The sequence below is a fragment of the Chitinophaga japonensis genome, assembly GCF_007830125.1.
Lineage (GTDB): Bacteria > Bacteroidota > Bacteroidia > Chitinophagales > Chitinophagaceae > Chitinophaga > Chitinophaga japonensis.
On sequence record NZ_VLLG01000004.1, the window covers coordinates 921,832 to 941,715 of the forward strand.

The 19,884-nt window shown below is 55.5% G+C and carries 14 protein-coding genes; 3 read left to right on the forward strand and 11 right to left on the reverse strand.

Annotated elements, in window-relative coordinates; genetic code table 11:
* Positions 1-30: 30 nt before the first annotated feature.
* From LX66_RS20845 to LX66_RS20885, 9 genes are all read right to left on the reverse strand, one after another.
* Entirely contained in the window at positions 31-618 is a 588-nt protein-coding gene (locus tag LX66_RS20845; protein WP_145717141.1) for a LutC/YkgG family protein, read from the reverse strand.
* The gene (locus LX66_RS20850) at positions 615-1,988 is read right to left on the reverse strand and encodes a lactate utilization protein B (RefSeq protein ID WP_145717142.1); all 1,374 of its coding nucleotides are present in this window, start codon (positions 1,986-1,988) and stop codon (positions 615-617) included. Before LX66_RS20850 ends, LX66_RS20845 begins: the two co-directional genes overlap by 4 nt.
* 39 nt (positions 1,989-2,027) lie before the next feature.
* Positions 2,028-2,762, reverse strand: coding sequence for a (Fe-S)-binding protein (locus tag LX66_RS20855; RefSeq protein ID WP_145717144.1), 735 nt, complete (start codon positions 2,760-2,762; stop codon positions 2,028-2,030).
* A 71-nt stretch (positions 2,763-2,833) separates the two neighbouring features.
* Positions 2,834-4,198, reverse strand: a complete 1,365-nt coding sequence (locus tag LX66_RS20860; RefSeq protein ID WP_145717145.1) for an FGGY-family carbohydrate kinase — start codon at positions 4,196-4,198, stop codon at positions 2,834-2,836.
* Positions 4,199-4,331: 133 nt separating this feature from the next.
* On the reverse strand, positions 4,332-5,606 hold the full coding sequence (locus LX66_RS20865) for a TIM barrel protein (protein WP_145717147.1): 1,275 nt from the start codon (positions 5,604-5,606) through the stop codon (positions 4,332-4,334).
* Positions 5,607-5,774: 168 nt separating this feature from the next.
* The gene (locus LX66_RS20870; protein ID WP_145717149.1) at positions 5,775-7,895 is read right to left on the reverse strand and encodes a bifunctional aldolase/short-chain dehydrogenase; all 2,121 of its coding nucleotides are present in this window, start codon (positions 7,893-7,895) and stop codon (positions 5,775-5,777) included.
* 18 nt (positions 7,896-7,913) lie between these two features.
* On the reverse strand, positions 7,914-8,975 hold the full coding sequence (gene rhaT, locus LX66_RS20875) for an L-rhamnose/proton symporter RhaT (RefSeq protein WP_145717151.1): 1,062 nt from the start codon (positions 8,973-8,975) through the stop codon (positions 7,914-7,916).
* A gap of 124 nt (positions 8,976-9,099) precedes the next feature.
* Entirely contained in the window at positions 9,100-10,110 is a 1,011-nt protein-coding gene (locus LX66_RS20880) for an LLM class flavin-dependent oxidoreductase (RefSeq protein ID WP_145717153.1), read from the reverse strand.
* A gap of 54 nt (positions 10,111-10,164) precedes the next feature.
* The gene (locus tag LX66_RS20885; protein WP_145717155.1) at positions 10,165-12,354 is read right to left on the reverse strand and encodes a helix-turn-helix domain-containing protein; all 2,190 of its coding nucleotides are present in this window, start codon (positions 12,352-12,354) and stop codon (positions 10,165-10,167) included.
* A gap of 414 nt (positions 12,355-12,768) precedes the next feature.
* Between LX66_RS20885 and LX66_RS20890 the strand changes: the two genes are divergently transcribed.
* The 3 genes from LX66_RS20890 (at position 12,769) to LX66_RS20900 (ending at position 18,153) form a co-directional block, all read left to right on the forward strand.
* Positions 12,769-13,815 carry a helix-turn-helix transcriptional regulator gene (locus tag LX66_RS20890; protein ID WP_145717156.1) on the forward strand — a complete coding sequence of 349 codons (1,047 nt, stop codon included), beginning with the start codon at positions 12,769-12,771 and terminating at the stop codon, positions 13,813-13,815.
* Between the two features lie 244 nt (positions 13,816-14,059).
* The gene (locus LX66_RS20895) at positions 14,060-15,184 is read left to right on the forward strand and encodes a helix-turn-helix domain-containing protein (RefSeq protein ID WP_145717158.1); all 1,125 of its coding nucleotides are present in this window, start codon (positions 14,060-14,062) and stop codon (positions 15,182-15,184) included.
* 92 nt (positions 15,185-15,276) lie between these two features.
* Entirely contained in the window at positions 15,277-18,153 is a 2,877-nt protein-coding gene (locus LX66_RS20900) for a M1 family aminopeptidase (RefSeq protein WP_145717159.1), read from the forward strand.
* A 97-nt stretch (positions 18,154-18,250) separates the two neighbouring features.
* Here the strand turns inward: LX66_RS20900 and LX66_RS20905 are convergent, their stop codons facing one another.
* Complete coding sequence (locus tag LX66_RS20905) at positions 18,251-19,324, reverse strand: hypothetical protein (RefSeq protein WP_145717160.1); 1,074 nt, start codon at positions 19,322-19,324, stop codon at positions 18,251-18,253.
* 75 nt (positions 19,325-19,399) lie between these two features.
* Entirely contained in the window at positions 19,400-19,645 is a 246-nt protein-coding gene (locus LX66_RS20910; protein ID WP_145717162.1) for a hypothetical protein, read from the reverse strand.
* Positions 19,646-19,884 lie beyond the last annotated feature (239 nt).

Genomic DNA, 19,884 nt, shown 5'->3' on the forward strand with positions numbered 1-19,884 from the left:
AGTGTACTACAATTTGAGGCGGAGAACGGTCTATACCTTCAGGAATATGGTCAGGCTTTTGGCGCCATGCGCACCCAGCACCAGGGACTGCTCTATATCCGCCGTTTTGGAAGGGCCGGCAATGAACACCCCGAAGCCCGTATGCTGATCCCCTATCCGCTCATAGGCGTGATGCATGGTGGGCACCAGGTCTTCCACCGCCAGCACCACGGCCAGGTGCTGGGCAATAAAAGGCAGCACCCGCACCTGCAGCTCCTGTTCCGTGATCCATAACGCGCCATTTTCCGCTACGCCCAGTTGCGCCTTTACTATCGCCAGGTCCGCCTGTTGCAACTGGCGGCCATCACCGGTTTGCCAGCCGGCGGGTATGTCCCCTCCGTACCAGTGCGGGTTTACCGCTACCACCTGTTCAATGCCGGGCAGATACTCCCGGACCAGGGCCGGTATCTCCGACTCCTGCCGGATCTCCAGCAGGCGGGAGCCCATGCTTTCCGTTACCTTGCGGTACCCTTCCAGGTCCACCGGCCGGGGAGCGGCCAGTGCATCCAGGTCCGGCAGGGCGGCGCCTTCCGGCTGGCTGGCCTTTACGGCCTGTAATATGCGTTCTCTGCTGTTCATCGTCTGTTCTTTTTATACCATGCTGCAAAGGAGCTGTGAGGGGGCGGCGGCATTTCCCTTTGTTTGTACCAGGGATTAAAACGGTTGTTTACCAGGCCCGGCGCTACGCGCATGACCCAGCGCCCCGCCCTGCCTGCCAGCCTGTACAGCCCGGGGCGGGACAATACGGCGGTGACCAGTTGCATACCGGCTGTTTTGGAGGCAGCCGCCTGCCCTTCCTGTGTGATTACCTGTCTCCATTTATACAACTGCTGGTGTATATCTATCTTCACCGGGCACACGTTGGAGCAGGAACCGCAGAGGGTGGATGCAAAAGGCAGGTCGGCATATTGCCTGATGTCCAGGTTGGGCGCCAGTATAGCTCCTATAGGCCCGGCAATGGCATTATGATAGCTGTGCCCTCCGCTGCGGCGGTATACGGGGCAGGTATTCATACAGGCCCCGCAGCGGATGCATTTCAGTGAATTGCGGAAGTCCTCCCGTCCCAGTTGCCGGCTGCGGCCATTGTCCACCAGTACGATATGCAGTTGCTGCCCGGGTTTTGGCCTGCGGAAATGGCTGCTGTAGGTGGTAATGGGCTGCCCGGTGGCGCTGCGGGCCAGCAGCCGCAGGAATACGCCCAGGTGCCGGCGCTGCGGCACTATCTTTTCAATGCCCATGCAGGCAATATGCACATCGGCCAGGTGTGCGCCCATATCCGCATTGCCTTCATTGGTGCACACCACCAGCTCCCCCGTTTCCGCTACGGCAAAATTCACCCCGGTAATGGCTACGCGTGACTGCAGGAATTCCTTCCGCAGGTGCGCGCGGGCGGCGGCGGTCAGGAACTGCGGGTCTGCATTGCCGGCCGGCGTGCCCAGGTGCTCGTGGAACAGGTCCCCGATCTCCTCTTTCTTCTTATGGATACAGGGCAGCACAATATGGCTGGGCGGCTCCTTGGCCAGTTGCACAATGCGCTCGCCCAGGTCCGTATCCACTACCTCGATACCGTTGGCTGCCAGGTAAGGATTTAAATGACATTCTTCCGTAAGCATGGACTTGCTCTTCACGATGCGCTGTACGCCCTGCTGCTGCAACAATTGCAGCACAATACGGTTATGCTCTTCCGCATCGGCCGCCCAGTGCACTACCGCGCCGTTCTTCAGGGCCTGCTGCTCAAACTCCAGCAGGTACTGGTGCAGGTTGCCCAGCACATTGTGCTTGATGCGGGAAGCCGTTTCGCGCAGGGTTTCCCATTCCGGGATGGTCCAGGCTATTTTGTCGCGTTTCTGGCGTACCCACCACAGTGTTTCATCATGCCAGTTCACCCGCGGCTCATCAGTGTTGAACTGTTCGGCGAGGGAGGCGTGGTCTTTTATAGCTGTATCCATAAATTCAGTGTAGATGTGTCAATATGCCGATGCGGATATTTACTCATTATTCAGTATTTCCGCAATGTGCAGCACCTTTACCGGGCTTTTCTGCCGGCGGAGGATGCCTTCCAGGTGCATCAGGCAGCTTACATCATTACCGGTAATATATTCGGCGCCGTTATGAACATGATCGGCAACGCGGTCTTTGCCCATTTTTACGGACACCGCCTCTTCAAATACGCAGAAGGTGCCGCCAAAGCCGCAGCATTCGTCTGCACGGTCCAACTGTACCAGCTCCAGCCCGTCCACCAGCTCCAGCAGTTGCCGGGGCTTGGAAAAGGGCGGGGCCACCAGCTCCGTCATTTGCGAAACATGCAGGCCGCGCTGCCCGTGGCAGCTTTGGTGGATGCCTACTTTATGCGGAAATTTTGCGCGCAGGTGCTTTACCTGCAATATATCTGTGAGGAATTCGGATAATTCGTATATGCGCTGCCGTATATGCGTAGCGGCAGCTTCATTGCCGGCTACGTGCAAATGATCCTTTATATGCAGCACGCAACTGCCGGACGGCGCCACAATGTAGTCGTAGGTGCTGAAATGTTCCGTGAACAGCCGGTTGCAGTCACCGGTCAGGTGCTTAAAACCGGAATTGGCCATCGGCTGGCCGCAGCAGGTCTGCCCCTGCGGGTAGTGCACGTTACAGCCCAGCTTCTCCAGTAATTGTAATGTAGCAATGCCTACCTGTGGATAAAACTGATCGATGTAGCATGGTATGAATAGTCCAACTCTCATAAACGTTCTTTTGAGCTGAAAGCATAAAGCTGAAAGCTGAAGGCCGATTGCCGCGAATAACTACGAGGCAATCAGCTTCTTGCTTTCTGCTTTACGCCTTCTGCTTTATAAAGCCGCAGCTCCACCAGGTCGCCGGGTAAGGTGCGGCTGTTCCAGTGCCGGTGTATGGCCAATGCGGCGCCAATGGCAGTAGCCTGCGCCACGGAAGCAGCGTATACCTCCAGGTGGGGAAACGCTGCTGCCAGCAGGTGCATGTACAAAGGATTTCTGCTAAAGCCGCCATCTACAAAAATACGCTTCACATCCGTATTGTCAAGCACCAATTGCGTGGAATGCTGCTGGGCGGCCACCAGGTCGGTCATTAGCTGGTGATAGGCGGCTTCGTAGGAAGGAAAGTCAGTGAGCGGGCGGCCGGCAAAACGGTTCAGGGCAGGCTGCTGCGGCCTGCCCAATGTATGGATAAGCGCAGGGTCGTATTCCACCTGCCTGTAATGGTCCGGCGCTACCCCGAAGTGCGCGGCCAGGCGCTGCACCTGCTGCTCATGCTCGTGGCCGGCAAACAAGCGGGCGGCCTTTACCGGGCGGCCCTTGTACTCCAGGTAACACAGGCAGTCCTGCTCCAGCTCCGCGGCGGTAAGCGGGTGATGGTTAAAAGGGTTCAGGGTAATGCACCAGGTGCCGGTGGAGATCAGCGCAAACGGCTCCGTAAAACCGGCCAGGTAAGGTATCAGCGCGGCAGAACTGTCATGCAGCCCGCCGCCTGCCACCAAGGAATGCCCCTCCAGTTGCGCCGGCACTACCGCATCGGAGGGATGCAGCGGCGGCAGCTTGTCGAGAATGCCCTCCCTGCGCACCCACTCGTGGTACTGCTGCTCCCGGAAGTTCCACAACATGGTATGGCAGCCAATGCTGGTAATATCCGTACAGGCGTGACCGGTAACCAGGAAACTGATGTACTGCGGCAGGTGCAGGGCGTAACGGATGCTGCCGAATAAAGCCGGCTGCAGATGCTTTAACCGGTAGAGCTGCAGGCCGGAGTTCAGGCTGCCCAGCACCGGCGATGCCGTGATGCCCGGCAGGTCGCCGGCAGTATTATACAGGTCGAAGAAACGCTGCTGCAAGGCTGCCGGGTACGGCTTCAGGTAGTTATAAAGGGGGGCGGCCACCTGCCCGTTTTTATCCGTCAGCACAAAGCTGGCGCCATAGGCAGAGCAGTTCACCGCTTTTACCAGGTAGGTCTCCATGCCCAGCACTTCCCGCAGCCCCTCCTGCACCCAGCGGGTGAGCGCCTGCACATCTTCACAGGGATCGCCGTCCTCGTCGGAAATTTCCGGCAGGGGACCGTTCTTTTCCCACACAATACGGTAATGCTCATCTATAAGGAACAGCTTCTTGTTGGTTTTGCCGATATCGAGTATAGCGATGACAGGCTGCATACTAAAAGTTTAAAACCCAAATTCCAAAATCCAAATTCCAAACTGGTGGCAAGCACCCATATAAATAGCAGTTTGCTGATTATTTAAGGGATGTGTCTCCAATTTTGGAATTTGGATTTTGGAATTTGGAATTTTACAATCCCGTAGCCACGGTTTTCAGGCCTCTTTCTTTAATGAGCGCTTCTCTTATCTTCAGCCGGCGGTACAGTTGTACCGGCTGGAGGGCGCCGCCGTTCAGCAACCGGGCCTGTGCTACCAGGGGCCGCACGTCTGTGCGGTAGGCCTCCTGCAGTATCTCCTGCGCCGTTACCACGTCATTGGCCTGCCGGGCTTCCGCCAGGGCTTTGGTATCCACCAGCAGGGCCTGCGCATAGGCGATCATAATGGCCTCTACGGATTGCAGCAGGTCTTCCAGCGGGTCCTTTACGTTGTGGGAAGCGTCTATCATCCAACCCAGGTCGCTGGCATGATGCATGCCGCGTGCGTCCATGCCTTCCACCAGCTCGTTGAAGATGAGGAAAAGCTGGTAAGGGTTGATGCTGCCCACGGTCAGGTCGTCATCCCCATACTTGGAGTCATTGAAATGGAAACCGGCCAGCTTGCCTTCCATCAGCAGCAGGGCCACGATCTGTTCAATGTTGGCGTTCGGCAGGTGGTGCCCCAGGTCTACCAGGGTCAGCGCCTTGTCGCCCAGCTTGTTGGCCAGCATCAGGGACTGGCCCCAGTCTGCAATAGTAGTAGAATAAAAGTTGGGTTCACAGGACTTGTACTCAATGTACAGCTTCCAATCAGCGGGAAGCGCGGCATAGATCTCCTGCAGGCTTTCCAGGGTGCGGAGAAATGCTTCGCGGAAATTGAGCTGGCCCGGGAAGTTGGAGCCGTCTGACAACCAGAGGCTGAGCACATTGGAGCCCAGCTCAATTCCATATTTGACCACTTCTATATTATGTGCTATGGCCTGTTTACGAACGGCCTTGTCCGTATGATGCAGGGAGCCGAACTTATAGCTCAGCTTTTGCCCGGGCTGGTCCTGGAAGGTATTGGAATTCACCGCATCGAAGCGCAGCCCGTGCTGGGCCGCCAGGGCCTTGATGGCCGGCGCATTCTCCGGGATGTCCCAGGGAATGTGCAGGGAAATAGCGCCGCTGGCGCGGTTCAGGGCATGCAGCAATCCCACGTCCTCTACCTTCTCTTCGAGGCTGCGCGGCTCTCCCCCGCCGGAAAAGCGGCCAAAGCGGGTACCGCCGGTGCCCAGCGCCCAACTGGGAATAGCCACCTGGAATTCCTGCAGGCGCTGCAGCACGTATTGGATGTCGGGCACTTTTTCCGCAGTGAAGGCAAAGGCCCGGGCATGGGCATCGGCCTGATCTGTATTGAATGTATCTATGTGGTGTTGTTCCAGTTTCATTTTAATCCAATTAATAATTAAAAATTAATAATTAATAATCATTACACAAACGTAACAATAGTATGCTGTGTAACGATTACTAACTTATTTATTACATGATAATCATTACACTGATGCCGCACGAACCACCTATGCAACGATTATTAATTGTTAATTATTCATTATTAATTACCTCACGAATGCTGTGGCCACGCCGCCGTCCACGTTCAGCACGTTGCCGGTGGATTTATTGAGCAGACCTCCTACAAACACGAAGCAGGCGCTGGCAATATCTTCCGGCAGGATCACCTCGTTCAGCAGGGTGCGTTTGGCGTAGAATGCCGGCAGTTCCTCCACCTTGATGCCGTAGGCTTTGGCGCGGCCTTCGGCCCAGGCGCCTTCCCATATCTTGCTGTCGGCGATCACGGCATCAGGATTGATCACGTTCACGCGGATACGGTCCTTGCCCAGCTCCGCGGCATTCAGGCGGCTCAGGTGCAACTGCGCAGCCTTGGCGGAGCCATAGCCGGCGTTATTGGGACCAGACATCAGGGCGTTCTTGCTCACGATATTCAGCACATCGCCGCCCATGTCCTGCTTGCGCATGATGTTCACCCCTTCCTGTGTAACGAGGAACTGGCCCTTTACCAGCACATCATACAGCAGGTCCCAGTCCTTTTCCGTATGCTCCTCTATGGGCTTGGAAATAGACAGCCCGGCGCAGTTCACCACCAGGTCTACCCCGCCAAAGGCCAGGGCAGCGGTCTTAAAGGCATTGCGGATATCCCCGCTGCTGGTCACGTCCAGCAGGGCCGTGGTGAACACATCGGCACTGTAGCTTTTGCCAAAGTCCGCTTTGGCGGCTTCCAGGCGGCCGGCGTCATTGTCATTGATCACTACGCAGGCGCCTTCGTCCGCAAATTTTTTGGCGATGGCCTTACCGATACCGCCGGCGCTGCCGGTAATGAGGGCTACCCTCCCGGAGAGCGCCTTGGGCCTGGGCATGCGCTGCAGCTTGGCTTCTTCCAGCAGCCAGTATTCAATGTTGAACGCCTCCTGCCGGGGCAGGGAAGTGTATTCCGAAACGGCCTCCGCTCCTTTCATCACATTAATGGCATTGATGTAGAATTCCGCCGCCACGCGGGCCGTTTGCTTATCCTTGGAGAAGGTGAACATACCGATGCCCGGGTACAGGATCACCACCGGGTTGGGGTCACGCATGGCGGGCGAGTCAGGATGCTTGCAGGTATTGTAGTAATCCGCGTACATTTTACGGTAGGCCTCGAACTGCGGGGCCAGCTTTTCCTTCAGTGCGGCCGGGTCTGTGAGGTCTGCTTCCGGCTGCAGGTCCAGCACCAGCGGGCTGATCTTGGTACGCAGGAAGTGGTCGGGACAACTGGTGCCCATGGGCGCCAGGCGGTCCAGGTCATTGGAGTTGATGAAGTCCAGCACACGGTCGTCGTCCGTAAAATGGCCTACCATCCGGGTATGGGCAGAGCAAAGGCCGCGCAGCACCGGGGCCAGCGCAGCCGCCTGCTGCAGGCGCGTTTCCGCGGGGGCTGCCTGTAGTCGGGCGCCACCAAACACCGGCCGTTTTTTGCCATAATTATCTTCGAGGTAAGCGGCGCAACGCTCTATTACTTCCAGGGTGTTGATATAGCTTTCATAGGCGGTATTCCCCCAGGTAAACAGGCCGTGGGAGCCCAGCATAATACCTTTGATGCCGGGATTGTCCTGCAGGCACTGGCGCAATTTCAGGCCCAGGTCAAAACCGGGGCGCTGCCATTCCACCCAGCCGATGGCGCCGTTGAACAGCTCCTGCGTAATGCGCTTGCCGTCCTTTGCCGCCGCAATGGCAATGGCCGCATCGGGGTGCAGGTGATCAATATGCCTGAACGGCAGGAAGCCATGGAGGGGCGTATCAATAGAGGGCGCTTTGGAGCTGAGGTCAAAAATGCAATGGTTGAACAGCTCCACCATTTCATCTTCATGCTCAATACCGCGATAGATATTTTCAAGGCTGCGCAGGCGCTCCACGTATAGGGCTGCCAGTCCGCTTTTTTTCAGGGTGCCCAGGTCGCCGCCGGAACCTTTTACCCACATCACTTCCGTTTGCTTCCCGGTAAGCGGATCGGCGGCCATCACCTTGCAGGAGGTGTTGCCGCCGCCGTAGTTGGTGAGGCGCAGATCGGCGCCCAGCAGGTTGGACCGGTATATCAGCAACGCCACTTCATCGCCGGCCAGCGATGCCGCTTTTGCCTCATCCCATAAATAACTTACATGCCTGAAATTTGTTGATGCTGAAACCATATTTTTAATTCTTAATTATTAATTATTAATTGAATTGCCAAACCCTACCAATAACACAGACGCCATAATAGTGAGGATACCCAGCACGATCGTGACATATGTTTTCCTGCTCACGCCCTTCCATTCCCGCAGGGTAATGCCCCAGAGGCTGGACACCATGATGATGAACGCCATGTGCAGTATCCAGGAGCTGGCGCCGTTTCCCAGCTTGCTCTCCCCCATGCCGTAAAAGAAGAACTGCAGGAACCAGGTGGTGCCGGCAATGGCGGCAAAGAGATAATTGCTGGCCAGCGGCGTGGCCTTGTTGGTATAATCGCCAAAGGTCTTATTGCGCGCATTCAGCAACATGCACCAGCACAGGTTGGTGGTAAGCCCGCCCCATAACAATACCACGAAGATCACATTATTCTGGAACAGGGGATTGCTGCCCTGCTGCACGGCTATTTCCGCCATGGGCTTGCCGGCCTCGATCCCAAAATTGAAGCAGGCGCTCAGTATGCCCGACACCGTAGCTACCACCAGCCCTTTGCGTAAATTGAACTCCTGTATACTGGCTTTCTTTTGCTCTTCAGGCAGCTCGTTTTCCTTCATCACGCCGGCCTTGCCGCAAATAGCAATGCCGGCCAGGCATACCACCACGCCTGCCAGCACCAGCAGCCCGCCGGTGCTTTGCAACATGGAGGTGAACGTCTCCCCCTGCGCGCCATTGGAGAACAGGTCGCGGTAAATGGGCGGTATCAGGGAGCCGAATGCGGAGGTATAGCCCAGGGCTACGGACATGCCCAGCGACAGGCCGAGGTAGCGCATGGCCAGCCCAAAGGTGAGCCCGCCGATGCCCCACAGCACCCCCATAAAATAGGTCCAGAAAATCGTAAGTCCATCCGTATTGGCAATAATGGCCAGGAAATCCGGCACGGTGATCCAGGCAGCCAGGAAGGGCACGATCAGCCAGGAAAAAAAGCCGCCTACGATCCAGTAACTTTCCCAGGCCCAGTTCCTTACTTTCTTAAAGGGAATATAAAAACTGCCGGAGGCAAACCCGCCGACAAAATGGAAGAAAACACCTAAAATAGCTTGCATAAATGTGGAATTATCTTTTATATCAGTTATATGAAGGAATACGGAATGCATCCTGTAGCTGAATGCTCCAAAAATAACAAATGGGGAACGTGAAACTGTCCTATACCTACCTAGTAGATAAATCCTACATCATACAGTCCGCCAGCAATTCATATGAGCGCAGGCGGTCTGCAAAGCTGTCCGCAATGGTGGCCACCACGATCTCTTCTACTCCATAATCTGCGGCCAGTTGCAGCAACTGCTCTTTTACCTGCGGAGGCGTACCGGTCACCATGCGGCCGCGGTTACGCAGCACCCGCTCCCACTCCCCTTCCGAATACTGGTAGTCCTTGATGTCGTCGTAGGAAAAGGCGAGGTCCGCCTGGCCTTTCTCGAAGCTCAGGAGGCGGTAGTCCATGACAGCCTGGAGCTGCTGCGCTTTTTCTTCGGTATCTGCGCAAAAAACGAATATGCCCACGTTGGCCACCGGCTCCTGCAGCCAGGGTGAGGGATGGAAGCGCTCGCGGTAAGTGGCCACTGCTTTGGGCCCGCCCACCGGGTAAATGAAATGCGCAAAGGAAAGCGCCATGCCGTAATGGGCGGCCAGCAGACCGCTTTCCCCGCTGGAGGTCAGTATCCAGAGGTCCGGCTTGGTATCGATGTGCGGGGTAGCCTTTACTTTTTCGTGTACGGACCCGGAATTGGCGGCTTCAGAAAGGTAGGCCTGCAGATCCGCCAGTTGCTGCACAAATTCCCGGGGATCAAAAGTATTGGATGGATTGAGCAGGTGGGCCGTAATGCGGTCCCCGCCGGGCGCGCGGCCAATGCCGAGGTCTATGCGGCCGGGATAGAGCGCTTCCAGCAGGCGGAAGTTCTCCGCTACTTTTAATGTGCTGTGGTTGGGCAGCATGACGCCGCCGGAGCCTACGCGGATACGCTGCGTTTCACCGGCCAGGCGGGCAATGAGCACTTCCGGCGCCGAACCGGCCAGCGATTGCGTGTTATGATGTTCTGACAGCCAGTAGCGGGTATATCCCAGGCGGTCTGCCAGCTTTGCCAGTTGAATGCTTTCCTGCAGCGCCTCTACGGCATTGCTGCCCTTGCGGATGGGAGACTGGTCCAGTACGCTGAGTCTTAATTTGGTATTCCGTGCCATAAATCATTCGGTCTGTTTAGGCAACGGTTGTAGGCTGGATAATTAGTAAAGTTACTATTCTTTCGCCAATCTGCAATATCCCTGCACCGCCCGTATCTCGGCATAGGTCACGATATCGCCTAAACGCTGTTTGATAGGACCGGTGGCGGTCAGCCCCAGCTCGGACACCAGGGGCAGGATACGGTCCACTTTTTCTTTGGGCACAAACCGCTCCAGCTCCAGCTCACCGGCGCCCACGCACTGGGCCAGGTGGCTTTCGATGGTGCTGGCGGCCAACTGGCGCAGGCCGGCGATTTCGGTGACGGACTTGCCCTCCAGGTACAGCTCCAGGCTGCCCCGGCGGCTGCTGCCAGCCTCCTGTTTCTGCTTCGCCGGTTTGGCGGGAGGCGCGCTGCGCTGCAGTGTGTAATCCATCAACCCTTCATGAAAGTATTGTTCCCCGTAAGCGGCCTGCCATACCTGTTGCAATTTGTTCCACAAAGTGGCTTCCAGGGTTTCCAACTGGGCCAGGTACTTGCGCTGCCGGGCGCCTTTCACGGCGGCCTTGTGCTCCTGCAGGGGCTTTATCAGCTCTTCGTAGAGGGAGCGGGTAAAATAGCCGATGGCTTTGTGCAGGCGCTCCTGCAAAGGGGCGATATCGTCTGTTTCCACCACCGTGTCCAGTATGCTGCGTAACTGCGGCCGGAACTTCTGCGCTACCTGCTGCTGTTGCGCCGCGTTTTCCTGCAGCAGGCGGCTCAGGGCCTGCGCCGCTTCCATGTCCGGCAGCTTTTTGGCGGCCAGCCAGGCGGCGTGCTCCTGCAGGGCGGCCAGCAATTTCTGCCAACTGAACACCTGCACCAGGCGGTTGGCCCAGAATACGCGCTTTTCCTTATCCAGCAGGTGCTGCAGCTCGTTGGCCGCATTTTCCCGGGCGGCAAAGGCCGTTACCTGCTCATCGTTCCGGATAGCGGAGGGGTGAATGCGGGAATGCAGCACCAGCCCGTCCAGCGAAGTGCAGCGGCTCAGGGCCACGTACACCTGCCCGGGCGCAAAGGCGCTGCCGGCGTCTATGATGGCCCTTTCAAAGGTCAGCCCCTGGCTTTTGTGGATGGTAATGGCCCAGGCCAGGCGCACCGGGTATTGGGTAAAGCTGCCCAGCTCCTCCTCTTCAATACGGTTTTCAGCTTTATTGAACGTGTAACGGATATTGCGCCATTTCTCTTTCTCCAGTTGCAGGTCCTCTTCGCTGCCCGCCAGGGTCACCATAATGCGGTCTTCTTCTATCGCCTTTACCGTGGCGATCTTTCCGTTGTAATAGCGTTTCACTTCCGCCAGGTCGTTCTTGATGAACATCACCTGTGCGCCGGGCTTCAGTTGCAGCACCTGCTCCGTAGGCAGGGCCTTATCGCTGAAGTCGCCTTCTATAAGGCCTTCAAAGCGGTGCACCGGTCCCGGTACGGCAGCCAGGCGGGCGGCGTTGATCTCATCAGCCCTGCGGTTGTGGGTGGTGAGCACGATATAGGGAGCATCGCCACCGCTGAAGCCGGGCTGGTAGCGGCTGTTCAGCAGCTCCAGTTGTTCCGGCGTTACGCTGTTGCTGCGGATGCCGTTCAGCAGGTCAATGAACGTGGCCTCATTCTGCCGGTATATCTTTTTCAGCTCCACGTAGAGCGGCGGGGCCTGCTCCAGCACTTTGGCGTCGAAGAAGAAGATGCTGGCGTAATATTCCTTCAGCAACTGCCATTCCGCATCCGGCACTACCGGCGGCAGTTGGAAAAGATCGCCGATGAACAACACCTGCACGCCGCCAAAGGGCAGCAGGGGCTGGTTCCTGAAATGACGCAGGATCGTGTCTATGGCATCCAGCGAGTCCGCGCGCACCATGCTCACCTCGTCGATAATGAGCAGCTCCAGCTCGCGCAGCATGGCTTTCTTATCGTGGTTGAAACGGATGTTCCGGAACAGGGCATGCATGTCCACGCTGTTATCGTCCGCCTCTCCGAAACCGCGCCTGGCGCCGGGAATAAAGGGCCCGAAAGGCAACTGGAAAAAGGAATGCATGGTAACGCCACCGGCATTGATGGCCGCTACGCCCGTAGGCGCTATCACCACCGTGTTCTTCGCGGTATGCTCCTTAACGTACTTCAGGAAAGTGGTTTTCCCCGTGCCGGCCTTGCCGGTCAGAAAAATATGGCGGTTGGTTTGCTGAATGAAATCTGCCGCCAGTTGAAACATCGTATTGCTGCTGTCTGGTTGGGGCATAATTAAAATGTAAGGGGCGAAACTACTAAAAAATTTTATTCTTTCAGTAGCAGACAGCAAGTAGCCGGCCGTTAATGGCGGTATTGCAGCCATCAGCAACCAGCTACTACAGATCTGGAGTTACCAATTCACAGTGAAATTGCCTGCAAATAAAGACAAGCGCAGCAAAGAAAATTATCCAAAAGGACATATTAACAGTGCAAAACGATCAGCGGCTTTTTGATGTTTGGCATGATTTTTTAAGTAACAGGCATAACTGTACCATAAATCATAGCAGAGCGCCTCTTGTAGCAGTCCATTTTTTCCCTTTATAGCCATTCAACCATACTTTATTGCTGTTTATTAACCTGCTGGTTTTTTTACCGTAAAAACCGGTGCTGACTTGTATTGTTCAAAAAATGCCAATGAAGGTTCATGAAGGATAAACAAAGTATAACTGTTCATTTTACGCCCGGCCCCATTGCAGCAATGCTGGAGCAGATAGCGGCCGGCTATGCGGCATCCGCCAGTATCCCTGTGAGAACGGAGCACAACTGTATCCCTGTTCCGAAAACATTAGGCAGCGGCTTTGTAGCCTGCCGGGAGCTTTTTGACGGCATGTACTGCCTGGTCTGCGATGTGAACTATCACCTGCCGGCGCTGGTAGTAAGACGGCCCTGTACGGACGAGCGTTACTACGTGCTGGGCTGCCGCTATGGCTACCCCCAGCCTTATTTTACGGACAGCGGTCCCCCGGGAGAGGATATGCGCATCAACAGCGACAGCATTTTCGTACATAGTTCCCAGTTAGGCAGCAGCCTCCTGTTCCCCGCCGGCCAAAGGCACCGCACCTTTACCATTATTATTTCCCGCGAGTTTGCCCTGGAGGAGCTGCGCCTTATTGAGCATCCGCCCCGCCACCCGCTGGTGCAGGACTTCATAAACGACCACCCGTTCAGCAACATCACGCCCCTGCCCCTGGTAGTACGGCATCATATGGACCAGGTGTTTGAACAGTTAGGCGCCGACCAACACGCGGACTTCATCCTCCGCACGTCAATGGTGAGCGCCGCCTATTACCTGATGAACCAGTGGTATTATCATTGCTTTGCGGCAGGCACGCAGCAGCGGCCGTATTATCATACCAACCTGCATGACGTGCTGAAAGTAAAGGACCTGTATGTACGGGATTTTGAGAGCCCGCCGCTGACGGTGGAAGAGCTGGCCCGGATGTGCAACATGAGCGTTACGAAATTCAAAAGCGTGTTCAAGTCGCTGTTCGGCATGAGCTGTTACCAGTATTACCAGGCGCAACGCATGGAATATGCCCGCCAGTTACTCAGCCAGCAGCAGTACCCCGTAAAGGAGGTGGCCTATATGACCGGCTTCCAGAATACCGCCAATTTTACCCGTTCCTTCAAAAAAGCCTTCGACACATTGCCCCGCGATCTCCAGCGGGCAGCCCGGGAAAGAGCGCGTTAAAAAATTCCGGGGGTAATGAATATTACCCCCGATACATTTTCAGTTCTAACCTGTAATAACAATTAAACACTTGATAAACTGTGTTGCTTGCTGCTGCAAAAGTAGGCTGCGGATTTTTACGCGGGTTAGCTATTCAGTCAGAAAAACAGTGCATTTGGGCAATTCACCGTGATGTGGGCACTATCATCAACTGCCTAAAAATGTATAAATTAGCCCCGGCTGTAAAACACCCTAACCCGACACGATGACCTTTGCCGGAATATTCAGTACGCTCATGCTGCTTGGCACCCTTCAGGGTTTCATCATCAGCGGTATGCTCTTTATTACAAAAAAACGCCCCCGCCCCAACCGTTTGCTGGGCGTCCTGATCCTGCTCATTTCCCTCTGCTGCCTGAACCTGTACCTGTATGAAGCTCCCTGGTTCAACGCCAACCCGCTGCTGCCTTTTATCCTCAATTTTATTCCCCTGATCCTGGCCATGCCCCTGGGGCCGCTCCTTTATTTTTATGTACAGGCCAGCCTGGACCCCGATTTCAGGCTCAGCAGGCGGCATCGCCGGCATTTTTACCCCGTCATAATTGACATCGTGCCCCAACTGACGGCCGTTGTTTATATCGCGGGGCTGCTGGCGGGGTTCAACTGGAACGATGCCCGGCCCTGGGGTAAATTTATAGACGATTATAATGTATACGCGGATATTCCCCGCTGGTTGTCCCTCACCAGCTATACCTGGTTGTCTTCCCGGTACCTGGCCGCCTTGAAGGATGTCAACGCACAGCACCGGAAATGGATGCGGCATTTCATCCACCTGTTCCTGGCCTTCCAGGTGATCTGGTTTATATACCTGGTGCCGTACGTGATCCCCCCATTGACGGACAAGGTACTGGATACCGTGGACTGGTACCCGGTATACATTCCCCTCGTGATACTGATCTATTGCCTGGGCATTAAAGGTTATATGATGGCGCCCCCCGAAGAAACAGCCGCCCGGAAAGCGGCGCCCTCCCCTCCCCCCGCCGGCGTGATCGCGGAGGCGATGCCCCTGCTCATAAAAGCCATGGAGGAAGACCGGCTGTACCTGGACCCGGCCCTGAACCTTGCCCAGCTCGCCCAGCACACCGGTCTGGCGCAGAAGACCATTTCCGCGGTGTTGAACCAGCACCTGCAAAAAAGCTTCAATGAGTTCGTGAACGGGTATCGCATTGAAGCGTTCAAACAAAAGCTGCAGCACCGGGACCAGGACCACCTGACCATCCTAGGCCTTGCCCTGGAATCGGGGTTCAACTCCCAGGCTACTTTCCAACGGGCTTTCAGGAACAGCACCGGCATGTCGCCCAGGGAGTATATGCAGCTCCAAAAGACCGGTTAAAACCGGGAAATGAGCCGTCAAACTTTGCTCAAATCCGGATTTGAGTAGGTGCAGCAAGGCAAAATATCTTCATTTGCTCCCAAAAGAACAGCATGAAGCTCCATTTACAATTGTGCCTGTGGGCCCTGCTCCTGGCGCCCGTACTAACGCTCGCCCAGGAGCCTGTTATTACGCTTTCCGGGCAAGTGGCCGACGCTGCCACCCGGCAACCTGTCGCCTTTGCCAGCATCCAGTTGAAGAACGCCGGTACCGGCACTGCCTCCAATACCTCCGGGGATTTTGTGCTTAAAATACCGGGAAAACTGGCGGCGGATACCCTGCTGATATCCTGCATCGGGTACCGGGCCATCGCCAGGGCCATTCCTCCCGGCGGTATGCAGGACATGCAGCTCATGCTGGAGCCGGCCATCATAGCGCTGCCGGAGATATCCGTGAATGCCCGCAGCGGCCTGGCTATCCTCAGGGAGGCCATTGCCCGGATACCGGACAATTATGATACGGCAGACGCCCGCCTGACCGCTTTTTACCGGGAGCATATCCGCCTGGACGGGGATACCATCAATTTTAATGAGTCCGTGCTGGACATTTACAAAACCTTCCGCGACGATAAGGAGCACCATGACCAGATCCGGATCCTCAAAGGGCGGAAAAAGAAAGTGGACCAAAGCGCCGATCCTCAATTTTACGGCTGGATCAGCAATATCATGAATACGGCATACAGCTCCCTGCATGAGGACCTGCAGAAATACAGCGGGCACAAGCGGAGCCTCCTCAACGAAAGGAACCTGAAATATTATCACGTGGAATACCGGGAAACCACCCGGGAAGGGGACCGCAACCTGCTGGTGCTGTATGTTACGCCCCGTGAAAACAGCCGGAAGGGCCTGGTAAATGCCAGGTTTTTCATTGACGAGGCATCCAGGGCCATTGTAAAATTTGAGCTGGAAGCCGCTCCGCGGGGCATTGAATGGGTGAACAAACACGGAAAAGGCGGCTTCAAATACACCATTATGTCCAGGATAGTAGGGGCAGATTTCGACTTTACCGGGCTGCGGGTAACGATCCACTATAAATACTTCCGGGGCAAATGGTACCTGGGCACGGTACGGCGGCATTGGGACGTACTGGTCAACAGCCGGAAACGGAACATCCATAATATGCCGTGGACCGGGGATTTCAGCCTGCTGGTCACTGATGTAAGCAAGGACAGCGTGCAGCGCTTCTCAGCCGGTGTCAGCGATAAAAACGCCTCCATGAACTACCTGACAGGCGGCGACTACGATGCCGCATTCTGGGAGCATTATAACATTCTTCAGCCGGACCTGCCGGATTCCCTGCAACAGCCAACGCCCGCAGGCCCGCCGGCCAAAGCCCGGGACACAGCCGCCGTGCGGGTGTCCAACCGGCAGAACGGCTTTACCCGGGCGGATACCTTGCGCGGCATGCTTACGCCCCTGCGCACCTGCTATGACGTTACTTTCTATCACCTGGATGTGGACATAAACATGGATCAGCGTTCCATTAAGGGCAGCAACAAGCTCCGGTTTAAGGTAGCCGCGCCCTTCGGGAAGATGCAGATCGACCTCTTTGCCAATATGCGGATCGACAGCATTCTTTACCGGGATCAGCCCCTGGCCTACACGCGGGAGTCTGACGCCGTGTTCGTGCACTTCCCCGAAGCCCTGCCGGCGGGCAGCGAGCAGGAGATCACTGTTTATTACCAGGGCCGCCCCCAGACGCCGGACAGCGCCATTCCCATGCACGGTGGCGTGTTCTGGGACCAGGACAATGCGGGCAACCCCTGGGTGCAGGTGGCCTGCCAGGGGTCCGGCGCCAGCCTGTGGTGGCCCAACAAAGACCATTTGTCGGATGAACCGGACAGCATGCGCATCTGGATAACCGTGCCCAATGGCTTTACGGAGGTTTCCAATGGCAGGCTGCAACGCACCACCCCGGTGGGCAGCCACAAAACCCGCTATGAATGGCTGGTCAGCTATCCTATTAATAATTATAACGCTACTTTCAATATCGGAAAGTATGCGCATTACCGTGACCTGTACACCGGCCTTGACACGCTTACCCTGGATTACTACGTAATGCCGTATAACCTGGACCGCGCCAGGGCCTTGTTCCGGCAGGTAAAGCCCATGCTGGCCTGCTATGAACAGCATTTCGGACCGTACCCTTTTCCCCGCGACGGCTTTACGCTGGTGGAAAGCCTTCATCCCATGGAGCACCAGAGCGGCGTATGCATTGGCAGGATCACGCCGCAAAACTCCGGGGACACCCACCCTTTGCTCTGGCACGAGTCCGCCCACGAATGGTGGGGCAATGCCATCTCCTGCGAAGACCTGGCAGATATGTGGATACATGAAGCATTTGCCACCTATGCAGAATCCCTGGTGATAGCATGCAGCTACGGAAAAGAAACGGCGCAGGAGTTCCTCAATGACCAGCAGGCAGGGGTGCGTCACCGCGAGCCGGTGATCGGCGTATACGACGTAAACCATATCTTTTATGATATCGGCGACATGTATTCCAAGGGCAGCCTGATGCTGAGCACCTTCCGTAATGTGCTGGACAATGACACGTTATGGTTCCGGCTTTTAAAGGACATCCAGCAGCATTTCCGCTACCGCACGCTTTCCTCCGATGAGCTGGTGCAATATATCTGCCGCCGTACCCGCAGGGATTACACTTACTTTTTTGATCAATACCTGCAGCATACGGCACTGCCCGAACTGGAGCTGTCATTGCAGGAACAGGAAAACAACCTGGCCGTGAAATATCGCTGGAAAGCGGATGTGCCGGACTTCAGGATGCCCGTAAAAGTGACTACCGCCGTGGATCAGTTCCGTTTTATCTACCCGGAAACCAACTGGCAAAGCATGGTATTGAAAAATATGACTGCGGAGGATTTTGAGGTAGACGACACGCATTTTTATATAGCGGTTTCGGGATTGGAGTGAGGAAGTGCGTAAAGTGGCCGCACAAAAAGGGAGCCGGATATACATCCGGCTCCACATGCTACTCCAGCTTAGACCCATTTTATGCTATCACCTGGATCTAAAAGTTTAACCTGAACGTGTATATGTAATGGTCATACAGGGCTACGAGCGTTTTATTGAACACACGGAAAGCCGTGAGCTTTTTATCTCCCAGGTGAGGGAGGTAAAAGCTGAAGTGATAGCTGCCGTCATCCAAAGCATACACATCAATGGCCGACACTTGATCGAACATTGACTTCTTTTCATTATTGGCCATGAGCTTTGAATTGACGTATACCCACTTGCCGTCCATGCAGCTCAGGCGGTTCACCACTCCCCCCGGAGAGGTGAGTGTTTGCGTCCCTTCGGATGCCAGCGAGGCCACCTTAATACGGGCATGGCTCACGGTATCGATGGTTCTTCCCTTGTATTGTACATGCAGGTTGGTATCCAGACACAGAAACTGGTTGCGGTAATAGTATACATACACCAGCCTGGCTACCCCCGGATCGTAATGCAGTACCCCATCCGTACAAAAAACACCGTCTACCTGCTTCTCCAGCACCGGCGTGCGCGGCTGCAGCCAGCCCGTATCCAGGGTACGCTTGGCCAGTATATTCTGCCGGCTGGCGCTGTCATACATACGCAGCACAAAGGAGGCCGGCGATACCGGGCTGGCATTATAGAACTGCCGCCGCCCTTCCGGCAGGCGCCGCAGCACCAGGTCCGGCATGGAAGCATGCAGTAGCTGGCCCCGGACACCCACGGTCATGTACACATCCGGCGAATCGATCGCCACCGTGGCGGGACCGGCGATGCCGCCGCCCTGCTGTATGTCCAGGCGGATGTGCGAGGTATCTGACAGGGCGTAATCCGTTTTCAATACATAGGTGGGCGCCACGGCGTTACCAAGATAAATGTGGGTAGGCGTGGCGCCGGCTATGTAAAAGGAATTGTACTTAATATCCAGGATCTGCTGCGGCGTGGCCATGTGCGGTGGCACGAGGCGGATAAAGCCATTGGGCCGGTGATTGATCTTATCGGATGCAACATACAGCAGCCATACGGTAGCAATGCTGAGGAGAAAGCTGCACAAGGCCAATCCTATCCTGTGCCGGTGCTGCCGGAGCGAGTGAAATAGACGGATACGCATGATAAAATAGTTTACAAACAATTGAATAAGGCCATTGGCAGCAGCGGGCTGCCAATGGCAGGTATAAGGGGGTGGTTAGGATTGTTTGTAGTAAGGTGCTGTACATCCAGGGTTTTGATAGTAAGTAAGTGTCCCAGAAGTACAGATCGTGCCGGTATTTGTTGAAGCGCAATTCCCCGGCAGAGTCGCGCCGGAATCACAAGTTCCAGGAAAAACTGAATCTACAAACCATACAAGTTGCTTAGAACTGGCTTTGGCAGCCCATGTACCCATAATTCCCAGCGCAAAAGCGCAGGCGGTTAAAAACAATTGCTTTTTCATAGAAAGATTTTGGTTAATTTTTATGTCCCCCCTGCCATTAACAGGCGCAGGCATTGCCTGTCTCTTTTATCGATAATAGCTTGTATTGCTTTGGTGCAGATAAATACAGTGGCGGGCCGTTTTCAGGTTCATGGCCATTCACCAATAAGTTTCCGTAGCTACTGTATACTTTTGCAACGGGCAGATACGGCCCGGCAGTGAGCATCTTGTTCAGGTAATATCCTGCATCATCTCAGTAC

Excerpts from the sequence above, each read along its gene's own strand:
- LX66_RS20845 (WP_145717141.1), bottom strand. The coding sequence starts at position 618 with ATGAACAGCAGAGAACGCATATTACAGGCCGTAAAGGCCAGCCAGCCG.
- LX66_RS20850 (WP_145717142.1), bottom strand. The coding sequence starts at position 1,988 with ATGGATACAGCTATAAAAGACCACGCCTCCCTCGCCGAACAGTTCAAC.
- LX66_RS20855 (WP_145717144.1), bottom strand. The coding sequence starts at position 2,762 with ATGAGAGTTGGACTATTCATACCATGCTACATCGATCAGTTTTATCCA.
- LX66_RS20860 (WP_145717145.1), bottom strand. The coding sequence starts at position 4,198 with ATGCAGCCTGTCATCGCTATACTCGATATCGGCAAAACCAACAAGAAG.
- LX66_RS20865 (WP_145717147.1), bottom strand. The coding sequence starts at position 5,606 with ATGAAACTGGAACAACACCACATAGATACATTCAATACAGATCAGGCC.
- LX66_RS20870 (WP_145717149.1), bottom strand. The coding sequence starts at position 7,895 with ATGGTTTCAGCATCAACAAATTTCAGGCATGTAAGTTATTTATGGGAT.
- rhaT (WP_145717151.1), bottom strand. The coding sequence starts at position 8,975 with ATGCAAGCTATTTTAGGTGTTTTCTTCCATTTTGTCGGCGGGTTTGCC.
- LX66_RS20880 (WP_145717153.1), bottom strand. The coding sequence starts at position 10,110 with ATGGCACGGAATACCAAATTAAGACTCAGCGTACTGGACCAGTCTCCC.
- LX66_RS20885 (WP_145717155.1), bottom strand. The coding sequence starts at position 12,354 with ATGCCCCAACCAGACAGCAGCAATACGATGTTTCAACTGGCGGCAGAT.
- LX66_RS20890 (WP_145717156.1), top strand. The coding sequence starts at position 12,769 with ATGAAGGATAAACAAAGTATAACTGTTCATTTTACGCCCGGCCCCATT.
- LX66_RS20895 (WP_145717158.1), top strand. The coding sequence starts at position 14,060 with ATGACCTTTGCCGGAATATTCAGTACGCTCATGCTGCTTGGCACCCTT.
- LX66_RS20900 (WP_145717159.1), top strand. The coding sequence starts at position 15,277 with ATGAAGCTCCATTTACAATTGTGCCTGTGGGCCCTGCTCCTGGCGCCC.
- LX66_RS20905 (WP_145717160.1), bottom strand. The coding sequence starts at position 19,324 with ATGCGTATCCGTCTATTTCACTCGCTCCGGCAGCACCGGCACAGGATA.
- LX66_RS20910 (WP_145717162.1), bottom strand. The coding sequence starts at position 19,645 with ATGAAAAAGCAATTGTTTTTAACCGCCTGCGCTTTTGCGCTGGGAATT.